The organism is Armatimonadota bacterium, assembly GCA_031459855.1.
GTDB lineage: Bacteria > Sysuimicrobiota > Sysuimicrobiia > Sysuimicrobiales > Humicultoraceae > Fervidifonticultor > Fervidifonticultor primus.
Genome location: JAVKHP010000001.1, coordinates 1,364,298 through 1,380,702, shown reverse-complemented (window position 1 = coordinate 1,380,702; position 16,405 = coordinate 1,364,298). Strand labels below are relative to the sequence as shown.

The 16,405-nt window shown below is 71.8% G+C and carries 15 protein-coding genes; 3 read left to right on the top strand and 12 right to left on the bottom strand.

Translation table 11 applies throughout. The features are described from left to right. Positions 1-24: 24 nt before the first annotated feature. From QN157_06320 to QN157_06295, 6 genes are read right to left on the bottom strand one after another with little or no spacing between them, the layout of a single operon-like run. A complete protein-coding gene (locus QN157_06320; GenBank protein MDR7555209.1) occupies positions 25-795 on the bottom strand; it encodes an ABC transporter permease in 771 nt (256 codons plus the stop codon). After that, positions 792-1,613, bottom strand: a complete 822-nt coding sequence (locus QN157_06315; protein MDR7555208.1) for an ABC transporter permease — start codon at positions 1,611-1,613, stop codon at positions 792-794. The genes QN157_06320 and QN157_06315 overlap by 4 nt, the downstream gene beginning before the upstream one ends. Beyond that, positions 1,597-2,358 carry an ABC transporter ATP-binding protein gene (locus QN157_06310; GenBank protein MDR7555207.1) on the bottom strand — a complete coding sequence of 254 codons (762 nt, stop codon included), beginning with the start codon at positions 2,356-2,358 and terminating at the stop codon, positions 1,597-1,599. The genes QN157_06315 and QN157_06310 overlap by 17 nt, the downstream gene beginning before the upstream one ends. Beyond that, entirely contained in the window at positions 2,355-3,380 is a 1,026-nt protein-coding gene (locus QN157_06305) for an ROK family protein (GenBank protein MDR7555206.1), read from the bottom strand. Before QN157_06305 ends, QN157_06310 begins: the two co-directional genes overlap by 4 nt. Further along, complete coding sequence (locus QN157_06300; GenBank protein ID MDR7555205.1) at positions 3,380-5,146, bottom strand: CehA/McbA family metallohydrolase; 1,767 nt, start codon at positions 5,144-5,146, stop codon at positions 3,380-3,382. The genes QN157_06305 and QN157_06300 overlap by 1 nt, the downstream gene beginning before the upstream one ends. Continuing rightward, a complete protein-coding gene (locus QN157_06295; protein MDR7555204.1) occupies positions 5,143-6,342 on the bottom strand; it encodes an ROK family transcriptional regulator in 1,200 nt (399 codons plus the stop codon). Before QN157_06295 ends, QN157_06300 begins: the two co-directional genes overlap by 4 nt. Before the next feature lie 298 nt (positions 6,343-6,640). On the opposite strand from QN157_06295, the gene QN157_06290 reads away from it, so the two are divergent. Next, entirely contained in the window at positions 6,641-7,804 is a 1,164-nt protein-coding gene (locus QN157_06290; GenBank protein ID MDR7555203.1) for a Gfo/Idh/MocA family oxidoreductase, read from the top strand. A gap of 146 nt (positions 7,805-7,950) precedes the next feature. Here QN157_06290 and QN157_06285 read toward each other — a convergent pair whose 3' ends face one another. The 6 genes from QN157_06285 to QN157_06260 all read right to left on the bottom strand — a co-directional run bounded on the left by QN157_06285 (position 7,951) and on the right by QN157_06260 (position 14,318). Further along, positions 7,951-8,643: an ABC transporter ATP-binding protein gene (locus QN157_06285; GenBank protein ID MDR7555202.1), complete on the bottom strand. Its 693-nt coding sequence runs from the start codon at positions 8,641-8,643 to the stop codon at positions 7,951-7,953. Positions 8,644-8,728: 85 nt separating this feature from the next. Continuing rightward, complete coding sequence (locus tag QN157_06280) at positions 8,729-9,478, bottom strand: ABC transporter ATP-binding protein (GenBank protein MDR7555201.1); 750 nt, start codon at positions 9,476-9,478, stop codon at positions 8,729-8,731. Continuing rightward, positions 9,471-10,586 carry a branched-chain amino acid ABC transporter permease gene (locus tag QN157_06275; GenBank protein ID MDR7555200.1) on the bottom strand — a complete coding sequence of 372 codons (1,116 nt, stop codon included), beginning with the start codon at positions 10,584-10,586 and terminating at the stop codon, positions 9,471-9,473. The genes QN157_06280 and QN157_06275 overlap by 8 nt, the downstream gene beginning before the upstream one ends. Positions 10,587-10,593: 7 nt before the next feature. Next, positions 10,594-11,472 (bottom strand): branched-chain amino acid ABC transporter permease, encoded by an 879-nt coding sequence (locus tag QN157_06270; GenBank protein MDR7555199.1) that lies wholly within the window; start codon positions 11,470-11,472, stop codon positions 10,594-10,596. An 86-nt stretch (positions 11,473-11,558) separates the two neighbouring features. Further along, positions 11,559-12,797 carry an ABC transporter substrate-binding protein gene (locus tag QN157_06265; protein MDR7555198.1) on the bottom strand — a complete coding sequence of 413 codons (1,239 nt, stop codon included), beginning with the start codon at positions 12,795-12,797 and terminating at the stop codon, positions 11,559-11,561. A 231-nt stretch (positions 12,798-13,028) separates the two neighbouring features. Then, complete coding sequence (locus tag QN157_06260; GenBank protein MDR7555197.1) at positions 13,029-14,318, bottom strand: Zn-dependent hydrolase; 1,290 nt, start codon at positions 14,316-14,318, stop codon at positions 13,029-13,031. Positions 14,319-14,436: 118 nt separating this feature from the next. Here QN157_06260 and QN157_06255 point away from each other — a divergent pair, with 118 nt between their 5' ends. Then, on the top strand, positions 14,437-15,372 hold the full coding sequence (locus tag QN157_06255; protein MDR7555196.1) for a dihydrodipicolinate synthase family protein: 936 nt from the start codon (positions 14,437-14,439) through the stop codon (positions 15,370-15,372). Further along, positions 15,369-16,352: a phosphoglycerate dehydrogenase gene (locus tag QN157_06250; GenBank protein ID MDR7555195.1), complete on the top strand. Its 984-nt coding sequence runs from the start codon at positions 15,369-15,371 to the stop codon at positions 16,350-16,352. Before QN157_06255 ends, QN157_06250 begins: the two co-directional genes overlap by 4 nt. Positions 16,353-16,405 lie beyond the last annotated feature (53 nt).

Genomic DNA, 16,405 nt, shown 5'->3' with positions numbered 1-16,405 from the left:
GTCTTGCTGCTACCCTCGTGCTCGTTACGCCCCAAAATGCCAGCGCAACCGCCGCTTGAACAGCAGTTCCCGCATCAACCAGTCGGTGAGAAAGTTCAGTGCACCAATCACGATGATGCCGTACATGATCACGCTGATCTGGCCCAGCTCGCGGGCGTTCATGATCATGAAGCCCAGGCCGCGATCGGCGGCGATGAGTTCAGCAGCGACCAGGGCGCCAAAGCTGAGGCTCCACCCGACGCGGACGCCCGTGGCGAGGTCCGGCAGCACGGCCGGCAGCGCGACGCGCAGGAGCAACCGCCAGCCGCGCACCCCCAGCGTCTGGGCGGCGCGGAACAGGTCCGGGTCGATGCCGATCATCCCCTTGTGGGCGTTGGTCACGACCGGAAAGAACGCGCCCAGGAAGATGATGAAGACCTTCGACGCTTCGCCGAGCCCAAACCAGATGATGGCCATGGGAATCCACGCCAGCGGCGGAATCGGCCGCAGCAGTTCGATGGGCGCCCGCAGCACGTGGCCCAGCCGTCGGTACCACCCCGACGCCACACCGATGAGCACGCCCAACCCGGCGCCAAGCGCAAACCCCCAGACGATGCGCACCAGGCTGCTGCGGACATGGACGAGGACCCGCTCGGGCGGTGCCAGCGTCAGCGCGGCCCATACCACCTCCACCGGGCCGGGAAAGACGACCGGATCGATCACCCCGGAGGTGGATACCGCCTGCCAGACCACCAGGACGGCACCGACCCCGGACCACGACACCCCGATGCGGCGGCTGGCGTGGCGCGTGCTCACCGTCCCGTCTCCTCCACACCCGCGCTCCACGGCAGGAGGCTGCGCTCCAGCCTGTCGAGCAGGCGGGACAACGTGTAGCCGAACAGGGCGATGAACACCATACCGACCATGGCCGCGTCACTGCGGTAGAAGGTGCGCGCCTCCATGATCAGGGCGCCCAGACCCTTGATCGTCCCGATCATCTCCACGCCCACGATGACCATGAAGGCCAGGCCCAAAGCGACCTTCATGCCCGCGAAGATCCGAGGAGTCGAAGCCGGGAGCACCACGCGGGTGAATACCTGTCGGGGCGAGGCACCCAAGACGCGGCCCGCCCGGATCAGCTCCCGGTCTACGGACTTGACGCCCTCGATCACGTTGGTCAGGATGACCCAGAAGCATCCGTAGGCAATGAGCAGCACTCGAGCCAGCTCCCCCACCCCAAACCACGCCACCGCCAGGGGCAGCAAGCTGATCGTGGCCACCGAACGGGCGAACGTGATGACCGGTGCCGAGGCCTGGTCGAGCGCAGGCGTACCGCCCACCACCAACCCGGTCGGAATCGCCAGCACCGCGGCCAGGACGTATCCCTGCACGATCCGCGCCACCGTGGCTCCCACGTGTTGCCAGACGGTCACCCCCACCGGAAACCCGACCACGACCAGATCCCCGAGGGTGGCCAGCAGGCGCGATGGCCGCGGGAAGTGGTACGGGCTGAGCATGCCAGCGCGGCCCGCGACCTCCCAGGCGACCAGCAACGTGGCGATGGTGAGCACCCCCACCATGCGCTGGGCACTCCCGCTGCGGCTCACCACCTGGGGCCTAGAAGATGCTGCCATGGATCTCCTCGTAGTAGGCCATGAACGCGCCGGACGAGCGCTGGCGGGGCCGCGGGAGGGCGATGGGCACTTCCTTGCGGACCCGGCCCGGGTGGGGGCTCAGGACGATCACGCGATCCGACAGGTAGATCGCTTCCATGATGCTGTGGGTCACGAAGACCACTGTCTTGCGGCGTGCTTCCCAGATGCGGAGCAACTCTTCCTGCATTTCGGCCCGTGTGAGCTCGTCGAGGGCGCCAAACGGCTCGTCCATCAAGAGGATCTCCGGGTCGGTGGCGAGCGCCCGGGCGATGGCCACGCGCTGCTTCATGCCGCCAGACAGCTCTCGCGGATACCGGTTCTCGAACCCGCGAAGCCGCACCAGGTCGATGAGCTCCCGTGCCAGTGCGCGGCGGCGGTCCGGTGGCACGCCCAGGTTGCGCGGGCCGAATTCTACGTTCTGAATCGCGGTCAACCACGGGAAAAGCGCCGAGTGTTGGAACACCATGCCGCGATCGGGACCGGGGCCCTCTACCGGGCGGCCGTCTACGCGCACCTCGCCTGCTGTGGGCCGCAGCAACCCCGCGATCAGGTTGAGCAGCGTCGTCTTGCCGCATCCGCTGCGCCCGACCACGGCCACGAACTCGTTGGGCGCGATGGTCAGGCTGACATCCTGGAGAGCCAGCCCCCGCTCGGCCTCCTCCGCGGGGAACCGGTGGGTGACATGGCTCACGACGATCTTGGGACCCGCCGTCAAGCGACTCATGCCCGAAGGCGCTCCCACGCCAGCAGGCCGGCTCCGGCCACTGCCGCGCGATACCCCAGGGTCGAGGGGCGGACCTCGACGGAGGCCCAGACCGGAGCCGGCAACCTCTCGCGGAGGACCTCCTCAGCGGAGCCGAGGAGCAACTGGCCCGCCTCCGCGAGGCCGCCGCCGACCACGATGACCTGTGGGTTCAGCATGTTCACCACTGACACCAGCGCCACACCCAGGTGTCGTCCGGCCTCGGACAGGAGCCCAAGGGCCAGCCGGTCTTTGCGCCTGGCGGCTCGCACCACATCGGCTGCCGTCAGCGGCCGCCGCACCGCACGCAACGCCGTGGCCCCGCCGCCATCGATGGCGGCCTGTGCGTCACGCGCCACGGCCGACCCAGACGCGTACTGCTCGATGCAGCCCCGCGCTCCACACCAACAGCGCCGACCGCCAGCCTCGACGCTCAGGTGGCCTATCCTGCCTGCACTGCCCAGGTGTCCCCGCAGGAGGCGACCGCCAGCAATGATCCCGCCGCCGATCCCGGTGCCGAGGACGACCACGACAGCGTCCGCCGCACCCGCTGCCGCGCCAACCGTCCATTCGCCGACCGCCGCCGCGTGCCCGTCGTTGTGTACGAACACCGGCAGACCGAGAATCTCGGCGAGACGCGGCCCCAACGCCAGGCCCGTCCAGCCCGGGAGGGCTGGCGTCGCGTAGCGCACCGTGCCGGTGTGGCCGTCCACGATGCCCGGGGTGGCCAGCCCGACACCCGCCACGGCTCCCATTCCGCCCGGCAAGGTGGCGACCACCTCACGCACCAGCGCGGCAAGCCGGCCCACTACGGCGCCCGCGCCGTCCGCGGCCAGCGTCGGGCGGCTGCGGAACCTGTCGACATCCCCAGAGCGAGACACGAGACCGATCGCCACCTTCGTGCCGCCGAGGTCAATCCCGACCACGATCCCCCGGTCCGCTGCGGTGCCCGTATCGCACGCTGCCAGGGGATGCGCCGCGCGTGGATCGCGCCGACCGCCCATCACGGGCGGTTCACCCAGACAGGACTCGACCAGGCCACCTCACCATCGACCTGGATTGCACGCAGGTAGTAATACGAACCGCCCCCTCCCCCGACGGGCGCCGGATCCTCCCAACGGATCTCGGCATCCTCCTGCAGGGGGCGCGCCACGTACGCAGGCGCGCCGTCCCGGACCACGGCCACCTCGGCCAGCGCAGCCGTTCCGTGGATGGTTCCGTGCACCACGACCGGCCCGTCAGCACCAAGGGCGAGCTGGCCACCCAGTGGCACGCCGTTCACCGAAAACTGCAGCAGGATGCGAGCACCGGTGGTCGCGTATGTCCGCCGATCTCGCATGGCATCCAGGATGGCCCGCTCATCGAGGCGATCGGCGACGACCGCGGTCAGGCCCGGCTTGAAACGTAGCGTGCGATACGGGCCGACGGCCAGGACCGGGTTGCCCGGCTGGCTGCTGTGCATGTCGCCGCCCGCCACGAACCCCATGCGGTACCCTCGGGCGAGCGCGTCGCGGACGTATCGGCCCGGCACTGCCCCGATCATCTCTGCGGGGCCGCCGGCACACTCTGACGCTCCGTGCATGGAGTAGATCTCCACGAGGGGCTCCAGCTCGTCGTCGTGCTCGGTCCAGTCTGTCCCCATGAAACCGGATGCAGGGGTGTGAGGGACCACCAGTGCCTGGTGGGGCGCCCTTCGTCGTAGCGTTTGCCACAGTTCCGCCGGTGTGGCAGCGTCATTCGGTTCGTACCGACAGATGGCGCTTCCATCGGACCACAGGTAGACGCACCGGTCCCCGTACGGGCGCCCGGTCCACTCGTACCCCCGCAGGACCGCGAACCGCCCCCCGGTGCGGTACCGACCGATGGTCTCGGCCAGCGCCGCCCACGCCTCGTCCGTCAGACGCTGACACCGCCTGGTAAACCAGGCGTGATGGTATTCGACGTCGTGATCGGTGATGGCGGTGAAGTCCAGACACGCAACGTCTCGCCCGTAGGCCAGAGCGAAGTCGGGCGACGCCACCCCGTCGGAGAGCGTGGTGTGCACGTGGGGATCGCCCCACCAGATCGCGGGCGCGTCCCGCGCGACCCTGCACGGGTTCGAGCGTCCCGACAGATCCGGATCGCGGAGCGCGACGTCAACCCGGTAGACACCCGCCGTGGGGAAGGGGACGTGCACCTCGCCGCACCCGCGCTGAACGCGGAGGGAGTGCATCCCGGCCACCAGCGCGTCGGTCTCGCAGGCCTGGCAGAGGTTACCGAACGCATCAAGCACCCGCACGCGGATGGCAACCTCGATGCCGGGGCGCGCGCCCGACGGCGCCACGACATGCAGGTATGCCGGTGGACCTGGGTCCACGGCGATGGGAATCGAACCACCTGGACCGTAGCGTCGCTCGTTGTGCCGGCAGACCTCGACCTCGAACGCGCACGGCGCATCGGTCACCCACGGCTGCACCGTGGCCCCTTCAGGGCCAGCGCCGTAGGTGACCACGATCTCGTCGCCAGGACGGAGGCGGCCACCGGTCACGTTCAATTGCAGGTGGCGCCGGCGCACGACTTCGCCCAGCACCAGCGCACGGCCGGCCACGTGCCAGCGGGTCAACCCGGCCCCGCCCTCCAGCGAGGGAGGCGTCCAGCCCAGCGGCACGCGTAGACGTATGGATGCCCCGGCCTCCAGCGGCTCGCGCATGCGCAGTCGCAGCTCCACCCGCGTCTGACCGCCAGCGCGGACACGATCGGGGCCGAGGAGCGTAGCCTCCATGGCGCTCATCGCGTGGCCACCGGGGTTCCCATGAACCGACGAATCACAGGAATAGCCGCACCGACCAGCCCGGCATCGCGGACGCGGCTGTAGCGGATCTCGAAGTTGCCTCGCAGCGGGGGCTGGAGGTGCGCGCGCGCCACATCGAAGACCTGCTGGCGGACCGCTTCTGGCAGGGTGGCTGGATAGCCGCCCACGAAGACCGTGCGGACCTCCAGGATCTTTGCCAAGTTGGCGATCGCGATGCCGAGGAGGTTCAAGGCCTCGTCCAGCACGGTTCGGAAGGGCTCCCGCCCATCCAGCGCAAACCGGATCACGTCGCGATGCGAAGGCGGGGCCCCGGCGGTCTCCACGCCGAGCTCCAGGGACCGCTCTACCAGCGCGCGCACGGAGGCGTAGGCCTCCACACACCCTGCGCTGCCGCACAAGCACAGGCGACCAGCCGGCCTGACCGTCATGTGGCCGAGGAGGCCGGCGTTGCCAAACGCGCCCTGATAGACCGTGCCGTCCAGGAACAACCCGGCGCTTACGCCCTCTTCGGCCAGCACGAACGCGAAGTGCTGCTGTCCGCGGGCATCGCCGACCTCGGACTCGGCGAGCGCCATGGCGGCTGTATCGTGCACCAGGCACGCGGCGAGACCCAGCCGCCGGGACAGGCTATCAGTGACAGGAACGTCCCTCCAGGCGGATGCCCGCCCGATGCGCAACGCAATTCCCCGCGTTAGATCTGCGTATCCGGGCAGCGCCACGCCGAGGCCGATCAGCCGTCCTCTCGACACCCGTCGCACAAGGGACTCCGCGGCATCGGCAAGCCGGTGCAGCACCGTCACGGGATCTTCAGCGCCGTCCACGGGGACATGCCGCGCGGCGACGATCCTGCCGTCCAGCCCCACGGTGGCCACGCTGGCCCCGGGAAACTGCAGGTGGATGGCCAGCGCCAGACGGCTGTCTGACACCAGTTTGAAGAGACGCGGCTGCCGGCCCCCGTTCGACCGTCCGAAACCCGCCAGGGCCACCAGCCCCTGCCGCTGGAGCGCCTCCACATGGCGCCGGACGGTGAGCTGGCTGAAGCCGGTGGCTCGTTCGAGCTCCGCGGCGGAGCGGGCACGCCCTCGCAGGGCGCTGAGGATGCGCAGGGAGTTGGAGGGCAGGTCGGCGGGAGGGCGGCCGCTCCACGAGCGTGACTTGGTTTCGGACCGTCGCACTCCCAGCACCGCCCCGCCTGCCGCGACTTTCGTTTTATCTTATAACAAAGGCTATAAGAAAGTCTCGGCCACCGTCAAGAGAACCTCGCGCCCTGGACGTAGATGGTGGCGCTTCCCCGGAAGGCGCGCGTCTCATGACGGCGCACCTCGTCTGCAAGGTCGGCAGATTTGGGAGATGCGCTATGGCAACTTCGCGGTACTCGCAACGTCCCCGCGCGCCATGCCGTCGCGTACCATAGTGTGGGGAGTCCGCAGACGCTTGCTGTCCGTGTGCAGTCGTGGGCAAGGAGGTCCGCACATGACCCGCGTGGGCATCATCGGCGCCGGCCGGTACGGCCGGTTCCTGATCGAGACGCTCCGGACGGTGGAGGACGTGACCCTGACCGCCGTGGTCGGCTCGGTGGAGGCGACGGCGCAGGCCACCGCCGCGCGCTACGGCATCCCCTACTGGAGCGCCGACTACCGGGCGATGCTGGCGCAGGCCCCGGTGGACCTCGTGGTGGTGGCGTCGCCGCCATACCTGCACGCCGAGATGGCCGCGGCGGCGCTTGCCGCCGGCAAGCACGTGCTGCTGGAGAAGCCGCCCGTGCTGACCCTCGCCGACTGCGACCGCCTCTGCCGCCTGGCGGCCGACGCCGGACGGGTGGTGGCTGTCGACTACCACATGCGCTTCAACCCGCTCTACCGCGCGGTCGGCCGCCTGCTTGCCACCCGCGCGCTGGGCGCCCTCACCCGCGTGGCCGTGGACAACCTGGCCAGCGACGAGCCGCTGGCGCCCAGCCACTGGTTCTGGGACCCGGCGCGCTCTGGCGGCATCTTCGTGGAACACGGCGTCCACTTCTTCGACGTCTTCGAGCAGCTGCTGGGGCGCCCCGCGGTGCTCCTGGCGCGCATCTACCAGCGCCCTGACGGGCCGGTCGACCGGGCCTACTGCGCCGTCGAATACCCGGGCGCCATCTTCGCCACGTTCTGCCACTCGTTCGACCGCCCCTACGAGATCGAGCGCACCGTCGTGCGCCTGGTGTTCGACCGCGGGGTCGTGGAGCTGCACGGCTGGGTGCCGCTGCGCCTGGAGGGGGGTGGCGCTACTGGAAGAAGACGAGATCCCCGCACTGGTGCAGGCCCTGGGCGCCGACGCCGTGCGGGCCACCGCGCAGTACGACCGCAACCTCATGGGCAAGGGGCGCACCCTGTTCCGGCCGTGGACGGTGGAGCTCCGTCAGACGCTCCCCGGCACCAAGGAGGACGTCTTCCGCGACGCGGTGGCCGCGCTGGTCGTCGACGTGCTCGACGCCATCGCGCAGGGCCGGCCACCGGCCGTGGCGCTGGAGTCCGCGATGGGAAGCCTGGCCACTGCCCTGGAGTGCGCGTACCAGGCCGCCCAGGCGGTCGCGACGGCCCCGGCAGGTCGGGGCGCGCGCGGGATGGCGTGATGTGCCGACGGTCCACGGGGACGACATGACGCGTCGGCGGCGCGCGGGACGGTGGAACGCGCGCCGACGGCGCGCGAAACGGCGTGACGCGCCGGGGGCACCCGGGACGGTGTGACGCGCACCAGCGGCGCGCGGGACGGCCTGACGCCCGGTGCGGCTGCGCGCGCTACCCGGCTCACACCAGCAGGTACCGGCGGCGCACCTCGTCGTTCGCCCGCAGGTCGGCCACGGTCCCCTCGTAGCGGATGCGCCCGTCGTCGATGACGTAGCCGCGGTCGGCCAGGCGCAGGACCGCATGGACGTTCTGCTCGGCCAGCAACACCGTGAGGCCCGTGGCCTTGAGCGCCGCGATGCGCTCCTCCAGCGCCCGCACCAGCAGCGGCGCCAGGCCTTCCATGGGCTCGTCCAGCAGCAGGAGTTCGGGGTCGCCCACCAGGGCCCGGGCGATGGCCAGCATCTTCTGCTCGCCGCCGCTGAGGTGGCCGCCCTTGTGCCGCTGCTTCTCCCGCAGCACCGGGAAGAGCTCGAAGACGCGGCCCAGCGTCCAGTACCCGCCACCGTCGCGCGTGGCGATCTCGAGGTTCTCGGCCACGGTCAGGTCGGCGAAGATGCGCCGGTCGTCGGGCACGTACCCGATGCCGCGCCGGGCGATCTCGTGGGGCGGCCGCCCGGTGAGGTCTTCGCCCTTGTACCACACGCGCCCGCGTCGGGGCGGCACGACACCCATGATGCTCTTGAGCGTGGTGCTCTTGCCCGCGCCGTTGCGGCCCAGCAGGAAGACCACCTCGCCGCGATCGACGCGCAGGGAGACGCCGAAGAGCACGTGGCTCTGCCCGTAGTAGGCGTGGAGGTCCTCGACCAGGAGCAGGGGTTGGGGTGCCCCGCCTCGCTGCGGCGCCCCGGCGGGCTGGGGTGGCCCGGCTGGCTGCGACGGTACGGCGGCGTGCGGTCGCTCAGGCACCGGCGACCCCCAGGTACGCCTCCTGCACCTCGGGGTGGCGCCGCACGGCGTCAGGAGTGTCCTGCACGATGGTGCGGCCCTGCCGCATGACCATGATGCTCTCGGCGACCGAGAACACCACGTCCATGTCGTGCTCGCAGAAGAGCACCGTCAGCCCGCCCTCGCGCGCGAGGCGGCCGATGAGCCCGATGGTGGCGGCCGTCTCTTCCGGCGACATCCCCGCGGTGGGTTCGTCGAGCACGAGCAGCCGCGGGCGGCTGCCCAGTGCGATAGCGATCTCGAGGATCCGCTGGTCGCCATGGGAGAGCGTGCCCGCCACCTCGTCCGCCCGAGCGAGCAGGCCGGTGACCTCGAGGATCGCCCGCGTCTCGTCCACGCCGAAGCGCGTCGCCGGCCGCAGCAGCTCGCGGCTACGCCCCTGGCGGGCCAGCACCGCGACCTGCACGTTGGCGAACACCGTCAGACGCGGGAAGACGGTGGCGAGCTGGAAGGTGCGGCCCAGCCCCCGCCGGCAGCGGAGGTGAGCCGGCAGGCGGCCGATCTCCTCGCCGGCGAAGACGATGCGGCCGCGGTCTGGAGTCAGCACGCCGGTGATCAGGTTGAACAGCGTGGTCTTGCCCGCGCCGTTGGGGCCGATGACGGCGACGACGCGCCCGGCCTCGACCGACAGGTGCGCGCCGCGCACGGCGGGGAAGCCGTCGAACGCCTTGTGCACGTCGTCTACCCGGAGGAGCTCAGCCACGGGCACCCTCCGCTCCGCCCGCGTCGTCCGCCGCCGGCGCAGGCGCCCCGCGTCCCGTCCCGCTGCCGGCCGCCCCGCCGGCATCCGCGGTCACGTCCCGGGCCGGACCACCCACAGCGTCCGGGCCGGCGACGCCACGCCGGGCGGCCGCGCCCCCGGACGCCCGCAGGCGCAGGCGCTCGCCCACGAAGCCCATGATCCCCTCGGGCATGAAGAAGATCAACAGGATGAGGATGGTGCCCAGGATCAGCGTCCAGTACTCGGTGTGTCGTCCGGCGAACGCGCGCAGCACGACGATCAGCGCGGCCCCCACCAGCGGCCCGGAGAAGGTGAACCAGCCGCCCAGCAGGCACATGACGAAGATCTCCAGCGAGAGCACCCAGAACAGCATCGTGGGGAAGACCGACCGCTCCAGGACCACGTAGAGCGCGCCCGCGAGCCCCGCGAATCCGGCGGCAAGGACGATGGCCAGCAGCTGATGGGCCCGCACGTCGATCCCCACCACCTGGCAGCGCTGGGGGTTGTCGCGGATGGCCTGCAGGGTCGCCCCGAACGGTGAGCGCACGATGCACCACAGCGCCCCAAACGCCAGCCCCGTTGTCACCGCGATGAAGACGTAGGCCCCGCTCAGCGTGTGCAGGGGTGCCGGCAGCGGAATGCCGTGGATGCCGTTGTCGCCGCCGGTGACCGGGTACCAGCGCAGCGCCACGGCCCAGAGCAGCGAGCCCAGCGAGATCTGCAGCATCCCGAAGTAGAGCCGGGTCAGACGCACGCAGAACACGCCGATGGCCCACCCCGCGGCGGCCGCCGCCAGCGGGGCCACCAGGATCCCCACCCACGCCGGCCAGCCCAGGCGGGTGATCGTCAGGGCCAGGGCGTACGCGCCCACACCGTAGAACACCCCGTGGTGGAACTGGTAGAGGCCGCCGTAGCCCAGCACGAGGTTGAGGCTGGCGGCCAGCAGCCCCATGACCAGGACCAGCGCTCCCAGGTACACGTAGAAGGGCGGCAGCACCGCCGGTGCCGCCAGCACGGCGGCGGCGAGCGCCAGCCACGCGGCGGGACGGCGCGCGCTCGGCGCCCGCTCCTGTGCCGCCGCGGTCAGCATGCCGGGCTCACCAGACCGACCGCAGCAGCCCGGTGGGCCGCACCAGCAGCACCAGCACCACGGCCAGGTAGGGGAAGACGATGGCGAACTGCGGCCAGACCAGCAGTCCGACCGACTGGGTGATGCCAAACAGCAGCGACCCCACCAGCGCGCCCCAGATGTTGCCCAGCCCCCCAATGGTCACGATGAGGAACGCCTCGATGATGATCGTGTGGTCCATCCCCAGCGTGATGCTGGTGGTGGGCGCCACCAGCGCGCCGCCGAGCCCGGCCAGGTAGCACCCCACCAGGAAGGCCAGGGCGAACACCCGGCTCACGTCGATCCCCAGCACGGCGACCATCTCGCGGTCGACCGCCGCCGCCCGGGCGATCTTGCCCACGCGGGTGCGGTGCGTGAACACCCACAGCGCCGCAGCCACCGCCGGACCGACCGCCAGGAGGAACAGGTTGTAGCGCGGCACCGCCACGCCCGCGACGACCACCGCGCCCTGGAGCGCGGGCGGCGGGACGACCGAGCGGTAATCGGGCCCCCAGGCGAGCTTCACCAGGTCGTTGAGCACGAGCATGACCCCGAAGGTGAAAAGGATGAGCATCAGGTGCTCGCGCTGGTAGAGGCGTGCCAGCAGCGTGCGCTCAATCACCAGGCCTACGGCCGCCACCACCAGGGGCGCCAGCAGCAGGGCCACCCAGAGGCTGCCCGGCCCCTCGCCCAGGCGCGTCGCCACCGTCCAGGCCACGAAGGCGCCGAGCATGTACAGCGACCCGTGGAAGACGTTGGGCACGCGCAGGACGCCCAGGACGAAGCTGAGCCCGGCGGAGACGATGAAGAGGATCATCGCCCGGCTCAGGCCGACCAGCAGCTGGCTCGTGAGGGCTGTCAGGTCCACGGATCGCCCACACTCATGCCGGCGACGCCCCTGGCGAGCGTGCGCCGCGGGCGGCCCGTCCCATGGGGCGCGCGGCCGCTACGCCGCTACTGCCCCCGCGCCCGGCGGATGTCGTCGCACGTCGGCATGACCTCGGGCCCCGGGATCGTGACGATGTCGGAGGCCACCAGGAACTCGAACTGCGGCGTCTTCTTCGTCACGCCGAAGAAGAGGGGCAGCACCGCCTGGTGGTCGCAGGGCCGCATCTCCACCGGGCCGACGGGCGTGGCGATCCGCAGGCCCTCCAGCGCGTCGATGAACTTCTCGCGGTCCAGCGTGCGCGCCTTCCTGTACGCCTCGGCGATGAAGTGGGCGGTGATGTAGCCGTGGAAGGCGGGGAAGCCCGGCGGGCCGCCGTAGGCCGCCTGGAACGCCCGCACGAACGCCTGGTTGGCGGGCGACTCGGGGTAGTAGAACAGGTAGTCGATGGTGCCAAAGACCCCCTCGGGCGCGTTGGGGCCCAGCGGCCGCAGCACGGCGTGGTCGATGGCGGTGTGGATCGCAGCGGGCACGCGGGCTGCGAACCCCAGCACGCGCATCGTGCGCAGGACGTTGGCCATGCCCGCGCCGCCGGTGCCGAAGAACACCACCTCGGGCCGGGCCTGCATGATCTGCGTCAGGTAGGGGACCAGGTCGATCTCGCCCAGGCGCCACCACGTCTGGCCCGCCAGGGTGGCATCGGGCTTGACCCGCTTGGTGAAGCGCCAGAACGAGTTGGTGATGGCGTGGCCGTACTCGTAGTCCTCGGCCCCCAGCCAGTACCGCGTGTAGCCCTTCTTCGCCAGGGCCTCGGCGAGCGCCTTGCCCGCCATGGCCGTGTTCTCACCGGTGGAGAAGACGTAGCGGTGGCCCTTGGCCCCGGTGATCGCCTCGCTCTTGGAGATCCACACGATGAACGGCATGCGCTGCTCCCGGGCGAATGCCGAGATGGCCAGCGCGGTGGCGCTGTTGATGGTGCCCACCAGCAGATCCACCCGCTCCTGCAGCACCAGCTCGCGGGCCATGCTGAGCCCGATCTCCGGCGAGAAACGCTCGTCGCGCGTGACGAACTCGATCTTCGCGCCGAGCACGCCCTCGCGGTTGATGTCGGCCAGGGCCAGCTTGAACCCGTTGAGCGCGTCGTTGCCGAAGACCGCCGGCGGCCCGCTGTAGGTGTCGACGATGCCGACCTTGATGTTGCGCTCCAGCCGCGGGGCCGGGCCCGCCACGCCGGCGGCGGCCACCGCCACCGCCAGCGCCGTCCCTGCCGCCACGGCGAGGACCAGACCGCGCCTGACCTGCCCCATCGCAGGTACCCCCTTGCGGCGTCTACGCGTATCACCGGCCGGACGCCCGCCGCACAGCACCGTGTCCGGCCCCGGTGAGTGCTGTTTTTCCCGCCGCCAGCGCAGCACTCCTGCGCCCGGGTCCGGTCTGCCCGCCCCCCACGTCCATCGTCCCTACCGGGCAGGCGGCCGTCCTTGTGCCGGCGCAGACGGCCACGGGCCTGGGGCCGGCGGCCGATGCTCGGGAGTGGTCTACGGGGGCGCCGTCGGCCGCCCGTGGGCGGGCAGCGTGCGCGCCGGCAGCGGACCGCGCTCGTCGAGCAGCAGCACGGTGCGCAGCAGCACCTCGGCCCCCAGCGCGGCGTCCTCCCACGTGGTCCACTCGCGCGGGGAGTGGCTGATGCCTCCCTGGCTGGCCACGAAGATCATGCCCGCCGGCATGTGCGGGGCGAGGATCATCGCGTCGTGCCCGGCACCACTGGGCATGGCGAAGGGCTCGTGCCCCAGCGCGGCGATGGCCTCCTCGATGACACCCCGCACCTCGGGCGCCATCGGCACCGGATCCCGCAGGTCCCACGGGGCCATCTGCATCGTCAGGCCCTCACGCCCTGCCGCGGTGCGGACTTCTTCCTCGATGTCCTCGCACAGTCGGCGCAGGCGCGCGCCGTCGGGCGTGCGGACCTCCACCGTGAACTCGGCGCGGCCGGGGACGATGTTGGCGGCACCAGGGTGCACGCGCAGCGCGCCCACCGTGCCCACGGTCGGCGCGCCCGCCGCCTCGGCCAGCGCGCGCACGGCCAGCACGACCCCGGCGGCGCCGACCAACGCGTCGCGTCGGCCGCGCATCGGCGTGGTTCCCGCGTGATTGGCCTCGCCGTCGAACGCCACCCGCGTGCGCGCGATCCCCGTGATGGCGCTCACGGCGGCCACACGGCGACCACTGGCGGCCAGCACCGGACCTTGCTCGACGTGCAGTTCGAGGTACGCGCCGACCGCGGACGGCACGTGCGCGGTCGGCAGCCCGTGCGCGAACGCGGCGCGCGCGGCAGCCAGCGTGCGGCCGTCGCGTCCCTGCAGCGTCTCGAAGCCCCCCGGCGGCACGTCCCCCACCAGGCACCGGGACGCGAGGGTGCCCACGCCGAACCAGTGGCCTTCCTCGTCGGCGAAGCCCAGCACCGCCAGCCCGTGCCCTAGCGCCCGGCCGGCCTCGTGCAGCGCCTGGGCCACCTCGACGCCGGCAACGACCCCGAGCGCGCCATCGAAGATGCCGCCCTGCGGGACGCTGTCCAGGTGCGAGGCCAGCAGGATCGCAGGCCAGCCGCTGCGCCCTCCCCGGGTACCCACGACGTTGCCGTGGGGGTCGCAACCCGCCGCCAGGCCGGCCTCGCGCATCCAGCCCGCCACCAGCCGCACGGCGTCAGCGTGGGCCTGACTGTACGGAAAGCGGCTGACGCCGCCCTCGGGGTCGGCGCCCACCCTGGCCAGGGCTTCCAGGCGGGCGCGCAGGCGCTCGGGACGGATCGTCGGTGTCGTCGTGGTCATGGGCATACGATCGCGCACGGCGACGGCAACCGGCAGCAGGGGCGCCGGGGTCCGTTGCGTAATACCCGAAGGAGCCTGAGTTCTCCTCTGGCTCGAATCCACCGCCAGGAGTTCTGCGATGACCCTGCCCCCGGGCGTCTACGCCATCCTCCCGACACCGTTTACCGACGACGGCCGGCTCGACCTGACCAGCCTGGAGCGCGTCGTGGAGTTCGAACTGGCTGCCGGCGTCCACGGCCTGACGATCCTCGGCATCCTCGGCGAGGCGCACAAGTTGGGGGAAGAGGAGCGGCGGCAGGTGGTGGCCACCGTGGTCCGTCGGACCGCGGGACGTGTGCCCGTCGTGGCGGGGGCGTCGGCGCCGGCCACCGACCTGGCCATCCGGTACGGTCAGGAGGCCGAGGCGCTGGGCGCGACCGCACTCATGGTGGCGCCACCGGTCAACCTGCGCAGCCTGGACGCGGTCCGCGAGTTCTACCGGCGCGTGCATGACGCCACCCGGGCACCGCTCGTGGTGCAGGACGAGCCGGTGTTCTCCGGCGTGGTGATGCCGGCCACATTCCTGGCCGCGCTGACCGACGACCTCCCCCGCGCCCGCGCCATCAAACTGGAGGAACTGCCGTCACCGGTGAAGGTCGCACAGGTGCGGGCCGCGGCCCGGCAGCCGGTGGCAGTCTACGGCGGCATGGGCGGGGTGTACTTCTACGAGGAGCTGGCGCGCGGCGCGGCGGGGACCATGACCGGGTTCGCGTTCCCCGAGATCCTGGTGGCCATCTACGCGGCCTACACGGCGGGCGACCGCGTGGCTGCCCGCACGATCTTCTACCGCTACCTGCCGTTGATCCGCTACGAGGGCCAGCCGGGCATCGGCCTGGCGCTGCGCAAGGAGATCCTGCGCCGCCGCGGCGTGATCGCCTCGGCTGCCATCCGGCATCCGGGCCCGGCCCTGGACCCCGAGAGCCGCGCCGAGCTCGACGAGCTCCTGGCCGCGCTGGACCTGGCCCACGCCGGCGCCACGCCCGTGGCCGTGGGCGCGGTAGCGGCCCGGCCATGAACCGGCGCGCGCGTTGCCTGCTGAGTCCCGACGTCGGCCGCGCCAGCGACGAACCCCTGCGCCTGCTGCGGGACGCCGGCGTCGAGGTGGTGTTCTACCCGAAGGCCGGACGCCTCACCGAGGCCGACCTGCTCCCGCTGGTGGGCGACGCCGACGCCATCATCGCCGGGACCGAGCCGATCACGGCCCGCGTGCTGGCCGCCGCGCCGCGGCTGCGGATCGTGGCCCGACGGGGCGTCGGGCTCGACTCGGTGGACGTGGCCGCCGCCACGGCACGGGGCGTGGTCGTCACCACCACCCGCGGGGTGAACACCGAGGCGGTCGCCGACCACGCCATGGCGCTGCTGCTGGCGACGGCGCGGCGCGTCGCCTGGCTCGATCGGCGCATGAAGGCGGGCGAGTGGGACCGCGCCATCAGCATCGACGTCTACGGCAAGATCCTGGGCGTGGTGGGCTTCGGCGCCATCGGCCGCGCCGTGGCACGGCGCGCCGCCGGCTTCGGGCTGCGGGTCCTGGCGTACGACGTGGCCCCCGACGAGGGCGCGGCCCGCGCGCTGGGCGTGCGGCTGTGCGCGCTGGACGAACTGCTGGCCCAGAGCGACTTCGTGTCGATCCACGTGCCGCTGCTGCCCGACACGCGGGGGTTGATCGGCGAGACGACGCTGGCCCGCATGAAGCCCGGCGCGATCCTGATCAACACCAGCCGCGGCCCCGTGGTGGACGAGGCTGCGCTGCTGCGGGCCCTGCAGAGCGGCCACCTCGCCGGCGCCGGACTGGACGTCTTCGTCGAGGAGCCGCCCGTCGACTGGACCCTCGTCCAGCTCGACCAGGTGGTGGCCACCCCGCACGTGGCCTCGCACACCCGGGAGACGCTGGCCCGCATGGACCGGGCCTGCGCGGAGGCGGTGCTGGCGGTGCTGCGCGGGGAGCGTCCGGCGCACGTGGCCAACCCCGAGGTCTACGCGCGTGCGCCCGAGTAGGGCGCACCGCACGGCCCCCCTCGTTCACGCCCGCCACAGGCATCCTGGGGTTC